General features: G+C 34.0%; 21 protein-coding genes. 6 read left to right on the top strand and 15 right to left on the bottom strand.

Going from position 1 to position 18,588, the window contains the following annotated elements:
* Positions 1 to 24: 24 nt before the first annotated feature.
* Entirely contained in the window at positions 25 to 684 is a 660-nt protein-coding gene (locus I6L50_RS16440; RefSeq protein WP_002031464.1) for an oxidoreductase, read from the bottom strand.
* A gap of 116 nt (positions 685 to 800) precedes the next feature.
* Entirely contained in the window at positions 801 to 1,025 is a 225-nt protein-coding gene (locus I6L50_RS16435; RefSeq protein WP_219302070.1) for a hypothetical protein, read from the bottom strand.
* Positions 1,026 to 1,222: 197 nt separating this feature from the next.
* Between I6L50_RS16435 and I6L50_RS16430 the strand changes: the two genes are divergently transcribed.
* The gene (locus I6L50_RS16430) at positions 1,223 to 2,173 is read left to right on the top strand and encodes a metal ABC transporter substrate-binding protein (RefSeq protein ID WP_113938277.1); all 951 of its coding nucleotides are present in this window, start codon (positions 1,223 to 1,225) and stop codon (positions 2,171 to 2,173) included.
* 138 nt (positions 2,174 to 2,311) lie between these two features.
* Entirely contained in the window at positions 2,312 to 2,782 is a 471-nt protein-coding gene (locus I6L50_RS16425; RefSeq protein WP_113938276.1) for a GNAT family N-acetyltransferase, read from the top strand.
* Positions 2,783 to 2,796: 14 nt separating this feature from the next.
* Here the strand turns inward: I6L50_RS16425 and I6L50_RS16420 are convergent, their stop codons facing one another.
* The 3 genes from I6L50_RS16420 to I6L50_RS16410 form a co-directional block, all read right to left on the bottom strand.
* Complete coding sequence (locus I6L50_RS16420) at positions 2,797 to 3,543, bottom strand: VOC family protein (RefSeq protein ID WP_219302069.1); 747 nt, start codon at positions 3,541 to 3,543, stop codon at positions 2,797 to 2,799.
* An 18-nt stretch (positions 3,544 to 3,561) separates the two neighbouring features.
* Entirely contained in the window at positions 3,562 to 4,086 is a 525-nt protein-coding gene (locus I6L50_RS16415; RefSeq protein WP_002086081.1) for a PadR family transcriptional regulator, read from the bottom strand.
* A 108-nt stretch (positions 4,087 to 4,194) separates the two neighbouring features.
* Positions 4,195 to 5,145, bottom strand: coding sequence for a CobW family GTP-binding protein (locus I6L50_RS16410; protein WP_002135825.1), 951 nt, complete (start codon positions 5,143 to 5,145; stop codon positions 4,195 to 4,197).
* Between the two features lie 165 nt (positions 5,146 to 5,310).
* Here I6L50_RS16410 and I6L50_RS16405 point away from each other — a divergent pair, with 165 nt between their 5' ends.
* Positions 5,311 to 6,213 carry an aldo/keto reductase gene (locus tag I6L50_RS16405; RefSeq protein WP_219302068.1) on the top strand — a complete coding sequence of 301 codons (903 nt, stop codon included), beginning with the start codon at positions 5,311 to 5,313 and terminating at the stop codon, positions 6,211 to 6,213.
* Between the two features lie 24 nt (positions 6,214 to 6,237).
* Here I6L50_RS16405 and I6L50_RS16400 read toward each other — a convergent pair whose 3' ends face one another.
* Both I6L50_RS16400 and I6L50_RS16395 read right to left on the bottom strand, forming a co-directional pair.
* Entirely contained in the window at positions 6,238 to 6,822 is a 585-nt protein-coding gene (locus I6L50_RS16400) for a GNAT family N-acetyltransferase (protein WP_002126982.1), read from the bottom strand.
* 84 nt (positions 6,823 to 6,906) lie between these two features.
* Complete coding sequence (locus I6L50_RS16395; protein ID WP_219302067.1) at positions 6,907 to 8,370, bottom strand: flavin monoamine oxidase family protein; 1,464 nt, start codon at positions 8,368 to 8,370, stop codon at positions 6,907 to 6,909.
* A 187-nt stretch (positions 8,371 to 8,557) separates the two neighbouring features.
* Here I6L50_RS16395 and I6L50_RS16390 point away from each other — a divergent pair, with 187 nt between their 5' ends.
* Together I6L50_RS16390 and I6L50_RS16385 are read left to right on the top strand one after the other, a co-directional pair.
* Complete coding sequence (locus I6L50_RS16390) at positions 8,558 to 8,749, top strand: DUF3896 family protein (RefSeq protein ID WP_219302066.1); 192 nt, start codon at positions 8,558 to 8,560, stop codon at positions 8,747 to 8,749.
* 104 nt (positions 8,750 to 8,853) lie between these two features.
* A complete protein-coding gene (locus I6L50_RS16385; RefSeq protein WP_219302065.1) occupies positions 8,854 to 9,855 on the top strand; it encodes an LLM class flavin-dependent oxidoreductase in 1,002 nt (333 codons plus the stop codon).
* Between the two features lie 52 nt (positions 9,856 to 9,907).
* Here I6L50_RS16385 and I6L50_RS16380 read toward each other — a convergent pair whose 3' ends face one another.
* From I6L50_RS16380 to I6L50_RS16370, 3 genes are all read right to left on the bottom strand, one after another.
* On the bottom strand, positions 9,908 to 10,849 hold the full coding sequence (locus I6L50_RS16380) for an alpha/beta hydrolase (protein WP_219302064.1): 942 nt from the start codon (positions 10,847 to 10,849) through the stop codon (positions 9,908 to 9,910).
* A gap of 260 nt (positions 10,850 to 11,109) precedes the next feature.
* On the bottom strand, positions 11,110 to 11,565 hold the full coding sequence (locus I6L50_RS16375; RefSeq protein WP_219302063.1) for a DUF3939 domain-containing protein: 456 nt from the start codon (positions 11,563 to 11,565) through the stop codon (positions 11,110 to 11,112).
* A gap of 108 nt (positions 11,566 to 11,673) precedes the next feature.
* Positions 11,674 to 12,117, bottom strand: a complete 444-nt coding sequence (locus tag I6L50_RS16370; RefSeq protein WP_002135813.1) for a Dps family protein — start codon at positions 12,115 to 12,117, stop codon at positions 11,674 to 11,676.
* A gap of 235 nt (positions 12,118 to 12,352) precedes the next feature.
* On the opposite strand from I6L50_RS16370, the gene I6L50_RS16365 reads away from it, so the two are divergent.
* Positions 12,353 to 13,393 (top strand): YkvI family membrane protein, encoded by a 1,041-nt coding sequence (locus tag I6L50_RS16365; protein ID WP_002031445.1) that lies wholly within the window; start codon positions 12,353 to 12,355, stop codon positions 13,391 to 13,393.
* A gap of 33 nt (positions 13,394 to 13,426) precedes the next feature.
* Here I6L50_RS16365 and I6L50_RS16360 read toward each other — a convergent pair whose 3' ends face one another.
* The 5 genes from I6L50_RS16360 to I6L50_RS16340 all read right to left on the bottom strand — a co-directional run bounded on the left by I6L50_RS16360 (position 13,427) and on the right by I6L50_RS16340 (position 18,485).
* A complete protein-coding gene (locus I6L50_RS16360) occupies positions 13,427 to 13,795 on the bottom strand; it encodes a DUF3979 family protein (RefSeq protein WP_002135811.1) in 369 nt (122 codons plus the stop codon).
* 266 nt (positions 13,796 to 14,061) lie between these two features.
* Positions 14,062 to 14,367, bottom strand: a complete 306-nt coding sequence (locus I6L50_RS16355; RefSeq protein WP_113938269.1) for a hypothetical protein — start codon at positions 14,365 to 14,367, stop codon at positions 14,062 to 14,064.
* Positions 14,368 to 14,531: 164 nt separating this feature from the next.
* Positions 14,532 to 16,514, bottom strand: a complete 1,983-nt coding sequence (locus tag I6L50_RS16350; RefSeq protein ID WP_113938268.1) for a HAMP domain-containing methyl-accepting chemotaxis protein — start codon at positions 16,512 to 16,514, stop codon at positions 14,532 to 14,534.
* Positions 16,515 to 16,725: 211 nt separating this feature from the next.
* Positions 16,726 to 17,775: a ribosome small subunit-dependent GTPase A gene (gene rsgA, locus I6L50_RS16345; protein ID WP_219302062.1), complete on the bottom strand. Its 1,050-nt coding sequence runs from the start codon at positions 17,773 to 17,775 to the stop codon at positions 16,726 to 16,728.
* Positions 17,776 to 17,957: 182 nt separating this feature from the next.
* Positions 17,958 to 18,485 (bottom strand): DinB family protein, encoded by a 528-nt coding sequence (locus tag I6L50_RS16340; RefSeq protein WP_219302061.1) that lies wholly within the window; start codon positions 18,483 to 18,485, stop codon positions 17,958 to 17,960.
* Positions 18,486 to 18,588: the final 103 nt, after the last annotated feature.

The raw sequence follows: 18,588 nt of genomic DNA, 5'->3' as shown, positions 1-18,588 counted from the left end.
AGAAATTATTCTTCTCGGTTTTACTTATTTTATTTCTATAATATCGTTTGAACTATAAATATGAATACCAGATTCTTCACGTAGCGCTGTTATATACATTCCTTTCGCCACATCTTTAGCTGAAATTGGTTTATACTTTTTAAAAGCCCCTTTAAATATAAACGGAAGAATACGAGATAATTTCTCAGCCATTCTTTCCCCAAAACGATATTCTTGTCGATTTCCAACTAATAATGACGGCCTGAAAATATGTATGCCACCAATAACTAGCTTTTTCAGCTCCTCTTCCATTTTCCCCTTCACTTGCGAGTAAAAGAAAAATGATTTAGGTTTTGCTCCCATTGATGAAATAACAAGAAAATTTTGCACACCTTGTTTTTCAGCTAAGCAGGCAGCTCGTAATGTATATTCATAATCTACTTTTTTAAAATTCGACTTCGACTTCGCTTTTTTTATCGTTGTTCCTAAGCAACTAAAAACATCATCTACTGCAAAAAATTCTTTGTATTCCTCTAATACTGAAAAATCCACCTGTTTCTGTTGCAATTTCTCATGCTGTAATTGTAATGGTTCTCTTACAAAAATAGTAACCGAATCGTAGTAATCTGAGTCAAGTAATAGTCGTGTTATTTCTTGTCCAACTAGCCCACTTGCGCCAAGTACTAACGCTGTTCGCTTATTCATATATGTGTATACCTCTTTATTTACTATTCTCTCCTATAGCTAATCGTCGCTAACAGGAGTTTCCGTTCTCCCATTTTACCATAAGTAAAGCACTATGCGTACGCATAGTGCTTTACTTACTCTTTTTTCTTTTCTTTTTCCTCCATTGGTAATTTCGTTATTTTTGTAGCATCCCCTAAATTACTTATTAGTCTTCTTAAAAAAATTAAAACAAAAGATAATGGCAAAACAACCGCAAGTATTAATAAGATAGCTTCCATGAAGTAACCCAAGCGCTCATCCCCTTTTTTCTGCTCCCTCCCAATATATGAAAGTAACATTGTCACATATGCACCAATCATAAAAATTAATACCTTTCTTTTTGACAAATTTATAACAAAAACAAATCGTAATGATTATTATTTATTGCAACTTTCATAAAGATGTATTATACTAGGTTCGCAACCTAAAACGTAATTATTCCGTTTTGTGTTAAAACGATATTTTCTTCTTATATTTGGAGAAAATATAATTGTAAAAAAGAAAAGAGGAGAATTATATGCCTAAAAAATTAGCTCTATTTTCATTTATACTTATTTTCACACTCATCTTTGCTGGATGTTCTAACAACAAAGAAGGTGCGGCGAAAAAAGATGGGAAACTTTCTGTTTATACAACCATTTTCCCACTCGCTGACTTTACAAAAAAAATCGGTGGTGATTATGTAAATGTAGAAACAATTTACCCACCTGGTGCGGATTCTCATACATTTGAACCAAGTCAAAAACAGACTGTACAAGTGGCGAAAGCCGATTTATTTGTTTATAACGGCGCAGAATTAGAACCATTTGCCGAAAAAATGGAAAAATCATTAAAAAAAGAAAACGTAAAAATTGTAAATGCATCTAAAGATATCGAACTTCGTGCTTCATCTGAAGAAGAGCAGCACGATCATGGAGACGTTCATAAAGAAGATGAACATCATCACGATAAAGACCCACACGTTTGGATAGATCCTACTCTTGCGATGAAACAAGCAGAAAAAATTAAAAATGCACTTGTAGAATTACAGCCTGAACATAAAAAAGAGTTCGAAAAAAACTTCGCGGCACTACAAACAAAATTTACTGATTTAGATGATCAATTTAAAGCAGTTGTTGCAAATGCAAAAACGAAAGAAATATTAGTTTCACACGCAGCTTACGGCTACTGGGAACAACGATACGGTTTGAAACAAATTCCAATCGCTGGAATTTCAGCATCTGATGAACCATCTCAAAAACAGCTTGCTGACATTACAAAAACAGTAAAAGAGCACGGTCTACAATATATTTTATTTGAAACATTCTCTACTCCAAAAGTAGCATCAGTTATTCAAAAAGAAACAGGTACAAAAATTTTACGCTTAAATCACCTTGCTACTATTTCTGAGGATGATGCAAAGAACAATAAAGATTACTTCACATTAATGGAAGAAAACGTAAATACTTTAAAAGAAGCAACAAGCTAATCAACTATATTTTCTAGGCAGCTGAATATGTCATTCAGCTGCCTTTTTATGTATTTATCCTTGACTTGATCGAAATAACAAGTAGAATTATCCATATTAGCTTGTAAGCTATACTAATTTAGAAGGTGAGTTGGAACTATGAATCTTCACATTTGTGAAGTAACAGCAGCAAATTGGCGTTCAGTAGCTGCCTTAAGCGTAACAAAAGACCAGCAGCAATTTATTGAAAGTAATGCGTTTTCCTTAGCAGAATCATTATATGAAGAAAACGGAACGTCAGTAGGCTTATATGACAAAGAAACACTCGTTGGATACGCAATGTATGGATGGTATTCCCAAAAACATGAAAGCGTATGGTTAGATCGTTTTATGATTGACCAACAATTTCAAGGAAAAGGATACGCAAAACGTTTCCTTCGCTTACTAATTCAATTCTTGCAACAAAAATTCGAATGTAAAATAATTTATTTAAGTTTACATCCTGACAACAAACACGCAATGGGACTATATGAGTCATTTGGCTTCCGTTTAAATGGGGATATTGATGACGAAGGTCCAGTTGTAGGTGTTGTAATGGAATTACTTATAGATGAAAATACAAGCCTGTGAAAACAGGCTTTTTATTATTTATTTATTAATGTCACATTTTCTATATTTAATTTCTTCTCCCTATGTGCTTCGCTTTTGCAATCTAGTATTATCTCCGTAAAATGCTCATCCGATTGAATTAGATAAATCATTTGATTGTTTAAACGTATTACTATTTCTTCTTCTTCATTTGTAACATCTGAAAATAGACAACTAATAATGTCTCTATCTCCATTTGTTATTTCTCCATATAATTTCACCGTATTTATTCCTGTAATTCCCTGCTCCAAACTATTTGGATTCATATATTTCTCCATATATTCTCTGCTCTTTTGATCGTCCATTTGTTGTAGAAAGAATTGAAACGGCATCCCCTTCATCGGCTGTATGTATGCATTTTTCCACGGCATAGTTTTCTTAAATAAATTAAAAAACCACTTGTATTGTAATGGTTCTGGTTTTGTAATTCCAATTCCACCTTCTATCATTTTCCCATACACTTTATCTATATTTTCAACATCAATTGCCAGTCCGATAAGTCCCCTATGGCCATCACAATATTTCTGAACCCACTCTTGTACCCAACCACCCCCATCTTTTGTTTTTATTCTTACTAATTCTAAATATTCTTTTCCAATCCATATGTTAGATACTTTAAACCCTTTCGTTCCCTTTCCCCATTTCGGAACATATGGAAGCCCGATAGAATGTACATTTTTAATCGTTTCCTTATTTTCTTGTATTTCTTTATTTACATTTATAACAAGATGATCGATTTTCATATTCTTCCCACCACATTTTTATTTTTTTAATAGTTTCTCTAACCTATGAATAAATCGAAGTTGCATCTCACATTGTTCATACATATTTTCGAAAATTAGTTTCACATACGCTGGCGCGTTATCTTTTAGTCTTTCTCCTTCCCTCATCTCTTCATAAGTAGATCGTATTTCACTTTTCTGCTCTTCTAAAGCTTCTAAAACCTCCTCTCTCATACTCTCTTCTTCTGACAGAAATGTTAACGCTGTATATAGATGTTTTGGAAACATAACTGAAGTTTTTTGAAACGACTCCTTTAATAACCTTTTAAATTCTTGACTTCCCTTGTCTGTAATACAATATATCGTTTTCGACCGTTTTCCGGTCATTTCAATTGCTTTAACTTGAATGAAATTTTCATTTTCCATTTTTTTTAATGCGTGATAAATAGAAGCTGGGAAAACTTCCGCCCATTTATTACTTTGCACCATATTTAGCGCCTGCTGTATTTCATAACCAGATAGCGACTCCCTTTTAGTAAGCAATCCAAGAATCATTAAACGCACCTTTTCTCCCCCTACCCCTAATGAAATACTAAACATTTAGTATTTTCAGATTACTTTAATACAAATTCCAATTTTAGTAAACAAAAAAAGCCTGCAATATACGCAGACTTATTTCACACACTCTTGGAAATGTTCTTGGAACCATTCTTTATTAATATCTTTTCCGATAAACACTACTTCACTTACTCGCTCTTCGCCCTCTTGCCACTCTCTATCGTACGAAGCGGCAAACAGTGTATGCACACCTTGGAAAACAATACGTTTATCTACTCCATCAATAGATAAAATTCCTTTGTAGCGATATAAATGCTCCCCTAGTTCTTGAACAACAGCTGACATCCACTCATTCAATTTTTGTAAATCTAACGGACGTTCTTCACGTAGTACAAACGATTTTACACCTTCTAGATGGTTATGTTCTGTATGAGGGTAAATTTGCAGCGTATCTTTCGTTTTAAACGTTTGAATTTGTAATAACGATGGAATATCTACCTCACAGTTAGTCGCCTCGATTAACTTTGCAGTCGGGTTAATTCCTTGAAGTTCATGCAAGAGATTTTCTTTCTCATTTTCTTCAATTAAATCTAATTTATTAACTAACACAACATCAGCAAAGGCAATTTGTTCTTTTGCTTCTAGTCCCTTTTCAAAATGTTTATGTATATGATAGCTATCTACAACTGTTACAACACCGTTAATTTGGTATGCAGATTGAATAACTGGATCTAAAAAGAAAGTTTGAATAATCGGACCTGGATTTGCAAGACCTGTTGTTTCAATTACTAATCCATCAAAGTCCATTTTCCCTTCTGCTTTCACATCCAGTAATTGTTTTAAAGCAACAAGTAAATCTTCACGCACAGTACAGCATAAACAACCGTTTGTCATTTCCATAATTTCTTCTTCAACGTTCATAATTAATTGATTATCGATACCAATTTGCCCTATTTCATTTACAATCACTGCTAATTTCTTGCCGTGATCCTCTGATAAAATTCGATTTAATAATGTCGTTTTCCCTGATCCAAGAAAACCAGTTAGTATTGTTACTGGAATCATTCCTTACATCTCCTTATAGCTATATGTTTCTACATTATAGCATATAGAGAAAAACGTTTTTGTAGCAAAACATATTTATTGTATGTACAACCGGGTAACTATATAATAATATGTAGCAAGAAAGCCTTTTCAAAAATATTATCATTCATCAAGGGGGTACTTATAATGGAACGAGTTCAAATGGCCGAAACACTAGAATTTTCTCGTATTATTCAAGGGTTCTGGCGTTTAGCAGAATGGAATATGACAAAGCAAGAGTTACTTTCTTTTATTGAAGACTGTATGGATTTGGGGATTACTACTTTCGATCACGCTGATATTTATGGTGGGTATACGTGTGAAGGATTGTTTGGAGAAGCGTTACAATTAAAGCCTTCCTTACGCGAAAATATGCAAATCATCACTAAATGTGGAATCGCTCCCCCATCACCTAAATTTCCAGAGCGATATGTTGCTCACTACAATACGAGTGCTGAACATATAATAAAAAGCGCGGAAGATTCATTACAAAACTTACATACAGATTATATTGATGTATTGCTCATCCATCGCCCAGATCCATTTATGAATCCAACTGAAGTGGCAGAAGCGTTCTCACGCTTAAAGCAAGAAGGCAAAGTTCGCCACTTCGGTGTATCTAACTTTTTACCTTCACAATTTAATATGTTAAGTTCGTATTTAGATTTCCCGCTCATTACAAATCAAATTGAAGTATCTGCGATGCAAATGGAGCATTTTGAAAAAGGTACGATTGATTTATGCCAAGAAAAACGAATTAATCCAATGATTTGGTCACCTCTTGCTGGTGGAGAAATCTTTACTGGCCAATCAGAACGCGCCGTACGTGTACGTGCAACTTTACAAAAAATTGCTACTGAGCTAGGCGTTGATAGCATCGATACTATTATGTATGCATGGTTACTTGCTCATCCAGCTAACATGATGCCAATCGTTGGCTCTGGTAAATTAGATCGTGTGAAAACAGCCGCTCTTGCTACAAAAGTTAACTTAGACCGCCAACAATGGTTTACAATTTTCGAAAGCTCTAATGGACATCCTGTACCATAATAAACAAAAAGAAGAGCTGTTTCTTTACAGCTCTTCTTTTTCATATGTATTTCTCGTCATTGCAAATACACACATATCCCTTAATCCATTTCCATCCACCGCAACACTCGCGCTTTCTAAAGTACCCTCTAATTTAAAGCCTAATTTCTCTGGTATCGCTCTACTCTTCTTATTTAGAGAATCACAACGGATTTCTACGCGGTTTGCTTTCAATTCAGTGAAAGCATAATCTGTTATACCTTTTGCAGCCTCTACCATATAGCCCTTTCCACTAAACCTTGAATCAATCCAATACCCGATTTCAAATTGAGGTATATCCCAATTAATACGATGTAATCCGGCAGATGCAATAAATTCACCTGTTTCGTTCGAAAAAACTAGTAATCTCAAATCTTCACGCTGCAAAAATTGAATATGCGATTTTCTAATACTCTCTTCTATTTCTTCCTCTGTTTGCTCTTTTTGTGCAAAGACCATCCAAGGTTTTAATTCTTGTATTGAAGCTTGAATTGCGTCATATACAACTTTACCATCACCTGGTTTTGGCATTCGAATAAACAGCCTGTCAGTATAAAATTCAGAAGGAAAATCGAATAATAACGGATTCACTGTAAACACTCCCTATAATTCTTTTATATATAATAATATCCATCTCAAGTTATACAGTAAAGAAATTTCTGAATTTTAAACTTTTTAATCATTCACTTCCATCGCTACACGAACTCCAGATTCAATCGCACCTTGAATCCATCCGTGATACAGCGTTGTATGATCACCAGCAAAATATATTCTCCCCTCAGGTTTTACAATGACTGGCTGTAATTCTGATTCTTGGCCAGCTTGAAATAGTGCAAACCCTCCAAGCGCATATGGATCTAATGTCCAACTCTTTGATATTCCAGACATGAACTCATCATATACTTGACCACCTAATATTGTTGCTAAATTTTGTAGTGTGTAATAGATACGATCCCCCTTTGATAACCCATCCCATAACAACGCATCATAAGACCATGTATAGCTTCCTAACATCATAGCAGGCCCTTTCTCTCCGATTCCATGGCTTGGATAATACGCATAACGTATAGGAAGATCTGTTATGATTCTCCCACCTAATTGCCCTTGTTCCTCCCAAAAACGACTTTTAAATTGAATTCCTATTTTTGTAGCTGGCATATAACGCAATTCGCGAATTGTTTTCCACTTCGCATGAGATATCGAATCAAATGGATCTACTTCTACAAATCGCATTGTTGAAAAAGGAATTGTAACAATAACTAAATCCCCTGTAATACTACTATATTCAAAAGTTTCCTCGTTCCGGTAATAGGCTGTTACACTATTGGCTTGTTGATGAAGCTTCATTAATTTTTGATTATATATAATATTTTCTTCTAATTGTGGTAAAAAAGACTTTGGTAATCTATCATTCCCACCTATTATTTCGCAAAATCCGCTCTCCTCTTGCATAATATATAAAAAACGTAACGTCTCAACGAATGACCTTTCTAAAAAACCTTCTAAATCTAATAGAACACCTATCATCTCAATCGTTACTGGCGAAAAATACGTATTATATTGATAAGGATGATATTTTAAAAATTGACCTGTAGAATATCTCCCAAAATCCTTTACTACAATATCCCAATTTTTCTCTGGGTTCTTTTTTATAAAATTTATAATGGGCTGTACCGCTAACATTAATAGTTCCTCAGACGTTTTCCCAACTTCATTCATTTCCACAGGATATCTTAAAATACTTGGATCTTTTTCGTATTGTTTTAATGTCGTTTTCCGACCATTTACGTAGATAATATCTGTCTCATTCCTATTAATAAAAGGGCTCACCTGTAGCCCAAACTTTCTTATATATGCCATCGTTAATGTATGCGAATACGGAATTCTCATTGCTCCAACATCTAAATATAATCCGGTATCTTCCATCCTAACTGTCTCTATGCGGCCACCTACACGGTTGTTCGCTTCAAAAACCTTCACTTCATGCCCTGCTGCTTTTAATAAAGATGCCGAAACTAATCCAGCCATACCAGCTCCTACTACAATGATTTGTTTCGGACGTGTCGTCTTCTTCAATCCCTTATTTATAACTTTTAACGTTTCATCCATCTCATTGTTAAACATTATATCTTTCTGCACAATCCCACCCCTTACTTCATGAAATACAAATTAGTGGTTTAGTGCATTTTATTCATAAATTCACTTAAACATAACACCACCACAATTTGAAAATTCACTAAAAATACATAAGGTGCAGCTCTCCCCCTTCCACATGCTTCATATGATAAACATACAGATAGTAACTGTATGGAAAGGATGGATACACATGAAACGTACTTACGATTATCAGGCTACAAAAAAACATTTAGAATTTAAAAAACAGCATTTATGTAAAAAACTCACTAGCGTTAAACTAACTGAAGAAGAACGCAAGCAAATACATTTAGAAATTGATAACTACGAATATATATTAAACTTAGTCGAAATGAATCATTATGAACGAGGGTTTTCTCATTAAAAGCGGATAAAAAATTATTCACTTTTCCTTTTGAGCATTTCATTACGCATTTTTCGTAAGTAAATATATAATAGGATGTACATTAAGATTGAGAGGTATATTCTATGATCAAATTAAGTGTATTAGACCAATCACCTATTTCAGATGGTAGCACAGCAGCCCAGGCTATTTCGCATACAGTTACGCTTGCACAAGAAGTTGAGAAACTCGGATTCACACGTTTTTGGGTATCCGAGCACCATAATTCAATTAGCTTAGCTGGTTCAAGTCCAGAAATACTCATTTCACATATTGCCGCGAAAACTGACCGTATTAGAGTTGGTTCTGGTGGTGTTATGCTGCCACATTATAGTCCATATAAAGTTGCCGAGAATTTCCGCGTTTTAGAAGCACTTTATAGGGGCCGCATCGACCTTGGTGTCGGGAGAGCGCCTGGTGGTATGCCGATAGCAACTCGCGCACTTCAAGAAGGTAAAATGGTCTCACTTGATCAATATCCAGAACAAATTGCAGATGTTGCTATGTACTTACATGATCAAGTACCAGAAAACCATCATTATGCAAACTTAAAGGCTACTCCAGTTATCCCAACATCTCCTGAAATGTGGATGCTCGGTTCTAGCGGAGAAAGTGCAATGATTGCCGCAAAGCAAGGCGCTTCTTTTGCATTTGCACAGTTCATTAACGGATACGGTGGCCCTGAAGTAATGAAGGCTTATCAGGAACAGTTCCAACCTTCTTATTTAGGAGATAAACCAAAATCAATCGTCTCTATTTTTGTTATTTGCGGAGAAACGAATGAAGAGGCGGAAAAAATTGCTTCTAGTTTAGATTTATCAATCTTATTACTAGAACAAGGAAAACGGACTACTGGTACTCCTTCTATTGAAACTGCTCAAAATTATTCGTATAGTGCTTATGATCTATTCCGCATAAAAGAAAATCGTCAACGTATGATTGTCGGTGATCCGTCTTCTGTGAAAGAAAAAATATTAAACTTAAGCAAAGCGTATAATACTGACGAATTTATGATTGTCACGATTACTCATCAATTTGAACATAAATTAAACTCTTATCGCCTATTGGCAGATGCTTTTAATTTATAATAACGAAAAGGAGATGCATCACATATGATGCATCTCCTTTTCTTACTACTAATCAATTGTTTTTGCTTCCTATATATTCAATAGCTTCTTTTAATAACTCATCAAAATTATGAGGATAATCATGATTTAAGTTAGGCACAACTTTATAATTATGTTCTATATTTTTATCCTTTAATAACTTTACAAATTGCTGTGTACCTTCAAAACAATCTTCATCTTGATCCCCACATATTATATATCCTTTTATGCTTTTATCATGCAATATTCCAATCATTTCTTCCCATTCTTCCATTTCCGGGAGCCACGGTGCCACAAAAATAAAACCGTTCACTTCTATTTCACCTTGTAACATGGAATGTAACGCTACTCTTGCCCCAGCAGAAAAGCCACCAATAATAATATTCCCAAATGTTTTATTCACTTTAATCTTATTGTAATGTCCTTTTAACTCTTCTCTTCCTCTTTCGATATTATCCCAAACATATCCATCTGAAAATTGAATTTGGGAAGATTGAGGCAATGCTAGCATAAAACCTTGTTCCATTACAGAGTTCCAATATGGTTCTATTATTTGTATATTTTCTTGATCCCCATGCAGTGTTATTAGTAGATTTTCAGTTTGTTTGCTGTATTTATATTTCACGTCTGCTTGTTCCGATTTCTTTGCTAATTCTTCTCTTTCTTTACATAATTGAACCATTCTATGAAACTCTTCAAATTTATGTAGTGGTTTTAAATCATCATCGGAAATTAAATACTCACTTCCGTACCAAAATCCATTTTCTATAATTGCTTTCTTCATTAAATGCAACGCTTCTTCTTCAAGTCCTGCTGCACTTGCTAATGCATATTTAAAATTATATATTTGCGCTTCATTACCCATTACATCTTTAGCATTATTCATTATATAAGAATACGCTTCAAAACTTCCTTTATTTGCATAACAATGTAACGTTTCATTTAATAACTTAATATAAGTCATACTATTTTTCATATAGAAATTCCCCCGTAACCTTTTATAATAATTGTTTCTCCAACACTCCTAGCATTCTAGGGTCACGGTATAAGTAAATTCTACAATTCAACTTAACAATACCTGATTCTCAGAATGATATTTAATAATTAATATATGTATACGCATAATACACCACTCCTTCCTATCCACTAGTTGTAGTATAAAATTAAATAGACTGAAAAATCAATGTTTTAACAACAAAAAAAGACAACAATATATTATTGTTGTTCTCATAACATCTATCCACTATTCTTTTTTTTCTTATCTGGTTTACTTGAAACTAAATAATGCTTTTCTGAAATATATAAGTCTCTTTTTAATATACGATTTAAATATGGTCCTAGTTTCACTCCGCATATGAGCTGATCTTCGCTATCTTCAACAATTGGGAACATTTCTTTTTCTGTTACATATTGATCTACGGCCTTTTGTACGATATCAATTTCTTTAACTAGGTTTAAATTTCCTTCTGTATGCTCAAATACCTCCAGCGTTTCCTTCGTTATCAGAAAACAATTTGTTGGAAATGCAGGTAAATAGGGCTTTAACAAATCATAATTTACTGTGTAATCATCATTTACTAAGACTGTATAAACGATATTAGCATTTGTTTCTAGAAACTTAGCCATTGCTTGCTCTAATTCGTCTTTCGTAATTTCCCGCTCTTCTTTTCCAGTTCTGAAAAAGCGAAACATCGCATCTCCTCCCTTTTACTATATTATAGCATAAAAGAAAACTGAAAAATTATAAAAAACTCTATTGAAAGAATTTTTCAATAGAGTTTTTCTTTAATCCATTTATGTTTATTTTAAGAATGCACTTAACATCCATACATGTTGTTCTAATGTCGTATGAATTGCTAATAGCATATCAGCCGATGTTTCATCACCAGCTTCATCAGCTACTTCCATACCTTCTTTTAATTCTTGAATAAGTGCAGAAAAATCGTTTACTAAAATTTGCACCATTTCTTCTGCAGACTCTTTGCTTGTCCCTTCGACTACAGTTGAAGTTGCTAAATACTCTTTCATTGTCGCTAACGGTTTTCCTTCTAACGCTAAAATACGCTCTGCTAATTCATCAATATATGTTCCCGCTTCATTATAAAACTCTTCAAATTTCTCATGTAATGTAAAGAAGTGCGGTCCTGTCACATACCAATGATAATTATGCAGTTTGACATATAATACATTCCAGTTTGCTACCTGCTTGTTTAATACTTCAACAACATTCGTTTTCGTACTCATACAATCCACTCCTCTTATCATGTTACTATCTTTTAATGACCTAACTTCATTTTACCATACATTCCCTATTCTTTTGAATGAACAGCTTATATGTAACAAAGTTTTAACAACCTTATTATTTCCCTAATATCATATAATTCATGTATCCTTTCAACTACTTCATATGTCTAATTGTCCAAGCTCACACATATGCATAATAGTAAGTCAAGCTCATCATAGAAGAAAGAGGGATAACATGGACAATCAACAATGGCAAGTAGCAAAGAAAGTCGCTGCTACTTATATCGGAACGGTCGTTGGAGCTGGATTTGCTACGGGGCGAGAAATTGTTGAATTTTTTACAGTTAACGGATTGTACGGAACCATTGGCATATGTATAAGTGGATTTTTTTTTATTTGGCTCGGTACAAAAATGATGTTACTTTCATCACAAATCGGGGCATTTTCAGCGCAAGAATTTAATAAATATTTATTTGGGGATGTATTTGGAAATGTCGTAAATACTTTATTATTACTCGTATTATTTGGCGTAACTAGCGTTATGTTATCAGGAGCCGGGGCAGTATTTGAAGAACAACTTCGTCTCCCGAGACAACTTGGTATTTTCATCACAGTCATCGCCTGCCTCATTATTGGGAGCCGAGGATTACAAGGTGTTTTTGAAGTGAATACACTTGTCGTACCTATTATGATGATTTTCATTATCGGACTTGCTATTACAACCTTTATTCATGGTACAACTCCTATTATTGACACCGTTCCTACAGAAAGTTGGAATATGAAATGGATTACTAGCCCTATTACATATGTTGCATTAAATCTGTCTCTCGCCCAAAGTGTTCTCGTCCCATTGGCCAGTGAAGTAAAAGATCGAAAAGCTATTTTATGGGGTGGTATTTTAGGCGGCGCGGGGCTTTGCTTTATTTTATTATGTAGCCATTTAGCAATATTATCAGTTGAACAATTTTATCAATATAACATCCCAATGGCTGAAGTTGTAAGAAGGTTTAATGCAACTTTCCATTTTTTCTTTGTTCTTATCATTTTTGGTGAAGTATTCACAACATTAGTTGGGAATATATTCGGAATGACAAAACAAATGCAATCCATTACCGGATGGAAAAGTAATAACATTATTTACTTCATATTACTAATTAGTTATTGCTTTAGTTTCATTGGATATAGCGAATTACTTCATATTCTATACCCTATTATCGGTTGGGTGAGCATCATTTTACTACCGATTATTGCCTTTAAACAACTTCAAAAAACATAAAAAAACATCCGTGTATACGGATGTTTTTCATCTTCATTCGCAGTCTTCACATACTTCCCAGTACGGCCCCATTTCTACTGCAAGATATGGCTTTAATTGCAAACGAATCATTCGACTTGGCATGCGTTCCAATACGAATTGAATGCCGTCTTCCTCTTCATCCAACTCAACTTTTGAAATAGCAATTCTTTGCATAGTAGTAATAGGGCTTCCATCTTTATATAAAGTGATTTTCACCTCATCATACTCATTAAAATACAATTCAACATTCATTTGCTTTTTTAACATTTCATCAACAATTTCATAATTATCATTTTGTTCCTGGATTATATATTTCCAGCCGCCTCTATCTAATTCTATCGGAGCAGCTTGGAATACTGTCATCAAATCCTCGTATAGCATAAGATAACCCCTCTCTTACTAAAAAACGATGAGTATTTTATATACCCTTTATCTCTATCACTATCCATGTTTATTGTACCATATATCACAAATCTTACCGCATTCATTTGCTTTATAAACACATACAAAACATATAGTATTTTCAGTTCACTCTCTATTCACTAGTATGTTCCCTTACTGATAACTTATCACTTTCCTTATTTCCTACAAACTACTTATAAATCTTGAAAAACCACAAAAAAGAAGAGTAATTTATATCACTCTCCTCATAAGATTTTTCCTGTAGCTGCTAATGCTAACACTATAATTAAACTTGCAAATAATAGTGATACAATTAAACTAAAAATCGGTAATATTTTCTTTTCATTATTCTTAAATAATAACCTTAAACTAAGAATGATATTTAATGGAACAAATATAAAATAAAAGTATTTAACGATTTGTAATGAGCTATTTGAAAGTGTTTTAAATACAAACACTTCAATTAAAAAAGCAACAAAGAATAAAATGCTTAACCAAAACGAGACATAGCTAAGCCAAGAATATCTTTTCGTTCCCCAATACACTCCCATACTGATCTCCTTTAAACGTAGTATATATTATATTAATTATACACCCGCTTAACAAATTCCTCTATTTTTCGACAAACATTAAATGCATTGAACCTCTAATCCGTTTATCAGCTAAAAGACTGTCTCTAATAGCACTAATGCTATTTTGAGACAGCCTCCCCTTTTTATACTTTAAATCTTTCAATTAATACTTGTAACTCTTCAGCCATTTGAGATAGTGTACCAGCTGCAGAACCAATTTCCTCCATGGAAGCTAGCTGCTCCTCAGCTGACGCTGCAACACTTTGTGTACTCGTCGCATTATTTTGTGCCGTCATAGCAATTTGACCAACCGAAATAGATACTTCATTTGCACCTTTTGACATCCCATTAGCCGTTTCAACCATCGTTTTAATTTGGTCAGCAATTTCATTTGTAGATTGTAAAATTTCAGTGAAATTTTGTTTCGTTTCATTTGCAATAACAAGTCCAGATTGCACTTCTTCATTTACATTATTCATAGATTTTACTGTCTTACTCATATCATCTTGTATTTCACAAATTAATTTACTAATTTCACTTGATGATACACTAGATTGTTCTGCTAATTTTCGTACTTCATCAGCAACAATTGCAAAGCCTCTTCCATGCTCACCAGCTCTTGCAGCCTCAATTGCTGCATTTAAAGCTAGAAGATTTGTCTGATCTGCAATATTTTGAATAACTTCTAAAATATCACCAATTTGCTTTGATTTGTTATTCAACAACTGAATAACAGCATCTGACTGTGAAACAGATTCCGCAATAGATTGCATTTGATTTACTGTTTTTCCAACTAGCTTTCCACCATCTTCTGCTTTTTCGCGAGTGTGAGCAGAAGCAGTATTAATAGATGATGAGCTATTTGCTACATGCTGAATCCCTTCTGTTACATCAAACAGTAACATAGCACCATTTTCTACGCTTGCTGTTTGCGTCGTTGCACCACTTGATATTTCATCCATTGCTGATGTAATTTGTTCAGTCGCTTCACTCGCTTGTCTCACACTTGCTGTTAACTCTTCAGATGCAGCTGCAACATGCCCTGCTGAAGTATTAATTCTTCCAATTAATGTACGTAGTGAATGAGTCATCTCATTAAAACCTTTCGCAAGTTGTCCAATTTCATCATTTGAATGTATTTGAATCGTTTGAGTTAAGTCCCCTTCGCTTATTTCTTTAGAAGTGACAACTAATCTCTTTAAAGGTTTGGTAATAGAAAGTGTCACGAAATAAATAAGCACTCCACCTACAACTAATGAAATAAACATTACAATTAACATATTATAAAATACAGGTTGAGCAGCTTCAACTATTTCATTTGAATATATCGTCCCTGCAATTTTCCAACCTGTTTTTAAATTTGTCGCGAATATCATTTTCTTTTCACTACCACCATAAGTGTATGAAAAAGTGCCATGGTTATCTTCGTATATTTTCTTTCCCCAAGAATCATCTGCCTTGTCACCCGATTTTTCTTGAGGGTGAGCAATTATTTTTTGTTTTCCATCTAAAATGAAAGCATAGCCTTTTTTACCAATATTGATTAACTTTGTTGTTTTTAATAAATTATCTAAGCTTAAATCTACCGCAATAACACCATTTTTATCTTCAGTTTGTTTTGCGATTGTTACGACAATATGTCCATTCCCTTGTGCCTTATATGGTTCAGTGACAACAATTCCACCTTGCTTATTCACTGCATCTTTATACCAAGAACGCGCTGTTGGATCATAATCTGCTGCCATTTGTATATTGGGTTCTTGTACAAATTTTTTATCGTTTCCAGCAACATACACTTGTTCTACATCTTTGTTCAAACTAATATATTGGGATAATGTTTTTCTTAGCTCATCCTGATTATCCCCTTGATACATATCACTATGAATCACTCGTGCAAAATTATTTACATCGTTGAATTTCGCTTCAATCATTTGATTGATTAAATTATCCAATATTTTTATATTATCCTGAGCGCTACTCATAATTTGTGATTCAAAATTCTTTTTAGCTGTTTGATACGACATGCCCCCAATAATAGAAACTGCCGCAATTAATATAACAAAAAAGGAAATTAATAGCTTTTTTGCTACTTTCATATCTCTAAACCAACTTACTAGTTTACTCATTATAAACCTCCTGCATTTCAATATTAAGCTTTAAAGATTAAATAGAGCTAATTTTGAATATATCCCATTCCTTAGTTTCTATTTTTATAACTTGTTTTGATGAACACTTTGTAAAGTTTAAACAAATTAATTTCTTTTGTCTATATATACGAATAACATTATTATAAAATTTACAAATATAAAAAACCAAAGGAACAAGCCCTTTGGTTTTTTACATTTTTTTATGTTGTTTAGAAACCTTTTTCCATCTATCTCGTTCCGCTCTTGCCAGAGTAATGTTTTGTTTTCTCATAACATATGCCAATTCTCTTTGCAGTTTTTTATAGCTTAGTAAGCGCTCTACGGGTATAGTTCCGTTATCTATAGCACTTCGAACTGCGCATCCTGGTTCACCTTCATGTTTACAATCTCGAAAGCGGCAAGTATTTGCAAGATCTTCAATATCGGAAAATGTAGTTTGAATTGCCGTGCTTCCTTCCCAAAGCTGAAGTTCCCTCATACCAGGGGTATCAATTACTAAACCGCCACTCGGTAATTGGAACAATTCACGGTGAGTTGTCGTATGCCTTCCTTTACTATCTTCTTCACGTATATCTCCGGTTTTTGCTACATCTGTTCCTATTAATGCATTTAATAAAGTAGATTTCCCTGCACCTGAAGATCCAACTAAAGCAATTGTTTTTCCTGGTGAAACAAATTGTTGCAATAATTCTATTCCGACGTACACTAAGCTATCAACAACAAATATAGGAACACCGATTGCTACCGCTTCAGTTTCTGCAATTTTCTGTTCCACATCTTCACATAAACTACTCTTCGTTAAAACAATAACAGGCATTGCACCACTCTCATAAGCCATCAGCAAATAACGTTCCATCCTTCTTACGTTGAAATCATGGTTAAGTGCATTCACTAAAAATAGATAATCTACATTTGTTGCGATAATTTGTTCTTCAGTTCTGTTACCAGCTTCTTGTCTTGAAAAAGAACTTCTTCTCGGAAAAATACGGTGAATAATTGCCTTTTTCTCATTTTCTATTTTCTTTATATATACCCAATCCCCAACTGCCGGATAATCTCCCTTCGTTAACGCTTCATGACGAAACTTCCCAGACAGTTCCGCTACATATTCACCATCATTACAAATAATCCGATATATATGCTTATGCTCAAGTAAAATACGCCCTACTTCATAGTTCTCTACAGCTTGTTCTTCAAAAAAAGAATCCCATCCGAAAGATTCTAAAATATTTTGATCCAAATTGATATCCTCCCTAGTTTGAACTTAGTGGAAGGATTGTGCGCTCACTTATAGAGTATCGCCCTTTCCGTCCACCTTTGTATTTGGTTTATTATTCATATAAGTTAATTTCGCCATAATACATCACCCCGTTCTAATTTTAATTACTCTCATTATATGGAATATCCCATTAAAAAGCTACCTTATTTAACGTAATTTTCAAATAACTTATTTTTTAGCATTTTAATTTGTCCGCGATGACTAATTTCATCTTCTAGCACATGAAACCAAAGGTAGTGCTGATTATACGCTACGCCATTAGGCCACTTTCTTTCTGACATTAGCCATTCGTCAACCTGTTCACTCAAGCACTTTAGTGTTTCTTCTCTCAATTTTTGCAAAAGTTGTACATAATACGGTATGTCATAGCCACGAATAGATTTCCCTGCTTCCCCTAAATACAGTGCATCTTCCCATATTTCTAATTCTTCTTTTGTAAAGTCACGCTTTTGAAATGAAATAAGCTGATGTGCTTTTTCAATAGCCGCTATATGCTTTAGTAACGCTCCGATGGAATTCCCTCCACTCGGCATAATTAAATCTAATTGCTCAACTGATAGATCGTTTATTTCCTGTAATGTTACAGCCCTCGTATGTTCCAGCATGCTTACTAATTCCCCTATATTTTTTGTATAACCATCTACACTTCTTATTCGATAATCTATATTCATATCACGCACCCCTTTCTACATTCATATTAAGGAATAACCGCTTCATATAATAGACTGAAATATATCAGATTTTTCTGTTATAATTAAATTGAATACGGAATAA

This window comes from Bacillus sp. FDAARGOS_1420, assembly GCF_019344915.1.
GTDB lineage: Bacteria > Bacillota > Bacilli > Bacillales > Bacillaceae_G > Bacillus_A > Bacillus_A mycoides.
The sequence above is the reverse complement of the archived record's forward strand: the minus strand, read 5'-3'. Positions and strand labels throughout refer to the sequence as shown.